Annotated in this window: 5 protein-coding genes; all 5 read right to left on the reverse strand. The window is 44.4% G+C overall.

The window, feature by feature from the left end; genetic code table 11:
- Nucleotides 1–258: 258 nt before the first annotated feature.
- The gene (gene mltA / locus RH949_RS28340) at nt 259–1,437 is read right to left on the reverse strand and encodes a murein transglycosylase A (protein ID WP_446357877.1); all 1,179 of its coding nucleotides are present in this window, start codon (nt 1,435–1,437) and stop codon (nt 259–261) included.
- 80 nt (nt 1,438–1,517) lie between these two features.
- The gene (locus tag RH949_RS28345) at nt 1,518–1,769 is read right to left on the reverse strand and encodes a hypothetical protein (RefSeq protein WP_006106003.1); all 252 of its coding nucleotides are present in this window, start codon (nt 1,767–1,769) and stop codon (nt 1,518–1,520) included.
- Between the two features lie 53 nt (nt 1,770–1,822).
- Entirely contained in the window at nt 1,823–2,593 is a 771-nt protein-coding gene (locus RH949_RS28350) for a hypothetical protein (RefSeq protein ID WP_446357879.1), read from the reverse strand.
- A 53-nt stretch (nt 2,594–2,646) separates the two neighbouring features.
- Nucleotides 2,647–3,015 carry a Mo-dependent nitrogenase C-terminal domain-containing protein gene (locus tag RH949_RS28355; RefSeq protein ID WP_006105992.1) on the reverse strand — a complete coding sequence of 123 codons (369 nt, stop codon included), beginning with the start codon at nt 3,013–3,015 and terminating at the stop codon, nt 2,647–2,649.
- Between the two features lie 943 nt (nt 3,016–3,958).
- The coding region (locus tag RH949_RS28360) for a non-ribosomal peptide synthetase (RefSeq protein WP_446357881.1) at nt 3,959–5,212 on the reverse strand (1,254 nt) is incomplete at its 5' end.

Raw genomic sequence — 5,212 nt, forward strand, 5'->3', positions numbered from 1 at the left:
GCATTTAAATTGGGTATTAGTAGCGAGCAAGATGCTTGATGTAGCGAGCAAGATGCAAAGCCTGCGGCATGGCTTCGCTTAACGCACTACGGCAAGGATTGCGCCATTATTGATATTAAGGTTTAAATGCCGAACAGCTTAACGCACTATTGTTTAAGATTTGGGTGGTGATGAGTGTCGTAACAATTCAGTTTATCAAAACTTACTTTGGAGTCAGGGATGCGAGGGTTTATGGCGCTAAAGCGCAACTACAAACAATCATCTAGGATTTTTTAGCAATAAGTAGTATAGGTTTCCATTCCCGCCAATGACGCCAGCGCGATCGCCTGCCAAAACTCCTGTCCCCATAAAGATATCCACTCGTCCGGGTCCTTTGATCGCACTCCCGGTATCTTGATCCAGAACATAGCGACTCACCCAACGAGATTCAAGTTGCCCTTGAGCATTAGGATAGGGGATGCGAGTTTGAATTAATGCTAATGCGCCGGGAGGCATTAAGGATTTATCTGTGGCAATGGATCGTTCGGCTGTTACAGGTACACTTAGGCTTCCAGTAGCTGGTGCGCCATTGGTTTCCCGGAAGAAGACAAAACTTTGATTCCGAGGTAAATATTGATCCAGTTCACTGGGATATTGACGGAAATAATCCATTAACACGGGTAAGGTTAACCCTTCCAGAGGCAATTTGCCATCTTTGACTAATTCTCGCCCCACACTGGTATAGGGGTAATCTGTTTTCCCCGCATAGCCAACCGTCATCACACTCCCATCGGGCAATTGCAGGCGGGCAGAACCCTGAACATGAATCAAAAATGCCTGGAGGCGATCGCGCAACCAGACGAGTTCTAACCCATTCAGGGGACTATTTTCACCAAACCCATCCACGCCTTCTAAATCAGCGCGAGTTGGGTGAGGGGTTTTCCAGGTATTAAAGTTTGTCGGTAAACGGTACAGGGGATAGCGATACTCGGCGCTAGGGGTACGACTCGCTGCATAAATGGGTTCAAAGTACCCCGTAAACAAAACCGTTCCCTGATCATCATGTCCCACCGACTGATAAATCTCAAACTCGCGATTTACCGCCGCTTGCAGTTCCTCTGGGGAACTGGAGGTGAGCAGAAGTTGACGAAATCGCACCAGGGAACGGCGTACTCGTTCCAGAGTGATCCCTGGGATGGGATAGTTTTGGTAAGTCGCCCCTGCAGTCGGCGTCGCTAAATAGCGTAGGCTATGGTCAATAGACTTAAGTAAAGCTTGGCGATCGCCTGGTTGTTCAGGAGTCCCCCAGAGTTGCTCATCGAAGCCGAGGGAGTCCAGTGTCACCTCTTCAGTATCAGGGTTTATTGGCTCTAGAGGTACATCGGGAACAGCCAAACTGCTGCCACCAAACAACAGTATTCCTAAACTTAGAGATAGACTCGTCAGTTGTTTTCTCATGCTGGTCAAAACTGTGACGTCGGATTATCAATCATTAGCCATTGGATTTTGTACCAATGACCAATGACAAAGACTTCATTCTAAAATCGCTCGACGCTACCCCCGAAGATGGGTTCCACCCGAATCGCTAAAACGCTGGAGGGGCGCACCACCATATATTCGCCCTGAATATTTTTAATCGGGACGTTGATAAAGTCCTTAGACTCAGATTTGGGTACGAGTTCACCACTGTACCATTTCTGAAACTCTTGAATCGTGGTAAAACGCACCTCTTCCCGGTGACCGCCAGCCATAAGAATGTGAACGGCAAACTCATCTGGAGTTCTAGGCATAAAATTTTCTCCTCAATCCATCCCAATTATTATCTGTGACCATGAGGGATAAATCACGTCCATAAATTAAACCGTTGCAGTAATGTTTCTAGTACCACAGGTAAGGTCTTTTGTAAATCCTCAGGGCGGCGAAATAAGAGCTGCTGATGCTGGGGAACCTCAAAGGGAAACTGTCCCGGTAAATCGGGGCGTTCCATCTGTACCAGTAAAATTTGTTCTCGGCGCTTGCTGGTGAGGGCGTAACCGATTTCGACACAGACTTGGGGATTGGGGATCATTAGAGGGGTCTGTTCTCGGTCTAATTTCGCGATCGCGGTACCATCGGCGACAAACAGCAAACTCTTACGGATGTGACGCATCTGGGTACTACTGAGGCGCATCGGTTCACCCGCAGGGCGACGAGACTGTTCTAGGGTTAGAGGAATACGCGATCGCTGATTAAAGCTTTCTAGGGTGTCATTGAGGCTATCTCGTAGGGCTTCACTGGCACGAGAGCATTCAGTTTGATGACTCAAAAAGATAATCGGATCGAGTTGCGCCATCACCTCTTGCTTGGTGAAGTAAATCTCGTGGGAGATCAAATCAATATTAGAAATGGCGTAGCCACCGCTCCCTTCGATGTAAAACTCCACCGTTTCCCCATCCAGGTAGCGTCCAAACCATTCCGATTGTTTGACATCCTGACTATCGTCTAAGAAGTCCGCCCTTAACCCTGATTTGAGCAAGCTGTTTTTGCTCAACCGCAAATCGTGAGGGCGTTTCTCCAGTTCTCTAATCGGTTCGTAGTCCTGGAGATACCAGGCTTTCAGAGCAATGATTGCCATGCTGTGTGATCAAGGATTCCGCAGCTAACGTTAAAATTCCCAGTCTTGGAATTTTAGCAGTAAGCGGAAATATCTTCACCACATTCATCTGCCAAATAGCACAACGCCCGGAAGCGTAACCCCACGACTTCCTCATAAAAGGGATTCAGCTTACACAAGGGGGGAATGTGAAACAGGGTATGTCCAAAGAGGTTAATATCGCGCTCGAAGGGACATTGGGCGGGGATCAGATGACAGATCAAGTGTGCCAGTTGGGGATTATGGACTTCAATCCCATCAATCCACCGTTTAATGGGTTTGAGTAAATCGAACCGTTTTTTCGGTTGGGGAGGTTGGGTTGGGGTTGAGGACGGCTGTTTTGGCTCTATCCAAAACCATTTCGTAAGAATTGGGTTCTTCGTTGTAAAATCAGATACACTCATAAATCTGTTCCTGTACTATCAACAAACCAACTAAACCACTTGTTATCCACCTACAACTACTCTGGCATTTACACCGGATGAATGTCCGTAAAGGTTTAGTGAAGTTTCAGCGTGAATTTTGCACGTTCTGTAAACTTCTTCACGAGCAAAAGAAGCGTGGATTCAAGCTGTTTCGGTTCTGTTGGTGATCCCCCAGATATTAAGAAAACTGGGTTATATAGGCTGCTCTAATCAAGGAGCAGCGCATCTTAAAAGTAGGATTTATACAGCGTGACTGGATTGTCAGTCAATAGACTAAGACAATTGATAAAAAAGCTGATAATTGTTGCTTTGTCCCCATTATTAAAGCTAGAGTGCTGATTTTCATGTTGCCAGAGGCTGAACTTGGGGGCATCAGTAATCTAACTGAAGTTCAGTTCACTTGCAGTAGCAGTGTCCGTGACAGCACTTATAAGGATAACTCATTAAGGTGATTAAGTTAACTGATATATGAGGAAGCGATCGCAAAATCTTCGGGATGGCTCTGGTTGCGGCGATTCATCGGTAGTCAGTCATCTGTGATCGGCAAAGGAATGCGATCGCCCCAGCGACTTTTTGCATAAATCTGAAATCGAGAGGCAATAAGCACGATGGCTACACAGACTACAATACTTTAGATCGCCGAAATCTTTGATCTTACGTAGGGTGGGCATTGCCCACCAGCCTTAATTCAATTGATCAACCCTGAAATTCACTACAGATATTACCTCTCTGGCGGGACTTACAAATCTGAACTTGCTCATCCAGGTATCTCAATTCCTTCGGATAGCTTTCCTAACGCATAGCCAATTTGTCCCGTCAATCCGTCCGATATCTGCAGATTTTGAGACTATGCCGAAACCGTGGTATTTTGACTATCAATAGCCAGTACGATAAAAATTATGTGAATTAATAAAGTCAACAATCAATAATGTTCTGTAACAGCTTGATCGATGCAAGCTTTTAACTTTTCATGAAGCACATAAATATAAGGTTCTTGGAAAAGAAAATTATGATATCCAGGAACTTCGTAAACATCTAGTCCTCCACCTGCAATTTTTTCTAGTTGTGCCGATTGTCTCAACCATAACTCACTACACAAAAACAAGGTTATTTTACCCGAATAAACTTGAGGAATATAATTCCAATGGGCATTATAAAAAGCATCTATTAGTTTACGGTTTTTTGCCTGATTCTGCAGATCTAAACTCAGGAAATTTGATTGTGATTTAAGTTTTATTTGCCAATATATTTCGATTATTTTTTTTACTTTTAAGTTAACATTTGCTTTGATTTTTTTAAGCAAATAGTCAAACCCAAATTTACGGAAATTATACCAATAGAAATACAATCCTAACTGACGGGGTTGCCAAATCGTGTCAATAAACGCGAGTAATGCGACTTTCTGCCCTTGTGCCGAGAGTTGTTGTGCCATTTCAAAGGCTATAGTGGAATCCGCACAGTAGGCGGCGATTAGATAAGGTCCTTGAGGCTGGATTTGACGCATATCGCGAACAAATTGCTTGGCAATATCTTGAATGCGTAGAGACGATAATTTTTGCTCATCTATATCCTCAAGTCCGAAAATACTCAATCCGTAAATGGGTTGTTCATTCCCAAAATAAGTGCTGAGTTTTCTCGCCGCACTAGGCGAATTTGCAAAAAACAAGGGGGGCTTTAATCCATGGGGTTGAATTGGAACTATAGAGGATTTGGCACTTATATCTTTTTGAGAACGTAAAGAATTTGCAATTTCCTCAATAGTCGCCAGTTGAAACAGAGTAACCAAGGGAATATCTGTGCCAATTATTTTTTTAATTTGATTAACAAGCTGCACCGCCAGTAAGGAATGTCCGCCTAGCTCAAAGAAGTTGTCCCGAATGCTAATTGGCTGAACCCCTAAAACATTTTGCCAAATTTGAGTCAGCTTTATTTCTACGTCGTCTCTGGGAGACACAAACGTTTCCGTTAATTCTAGTCTGGTTTGCTCCGGTTTAGGTAAAGCACGACGGTCAACTTTGCCATTGGGAGTGAGGGGAAAAGCATCCAACTGGACAAAAGCTGATGGCACCATATAATCCGGGAGCTTTGTCTTGAGGAATGAGCGTAATTCAGCGGTAATTGATTGTTCGGAATTAGAGACACAATAGGCAACTAGACGTTTATTCCCCGGTTGGTC

Source organism: Coleofasciculus sp. A1-SPW-01, from assembly GCF_040217205.1.
Classification (GTDB): Bacteria; Cyanobacteriota; Cyanobacteriia; order Cyanobacteriales; family Coleofasciculaceae; genus Coleofasciculus; species Coleofasciculus chthonoplastes_A.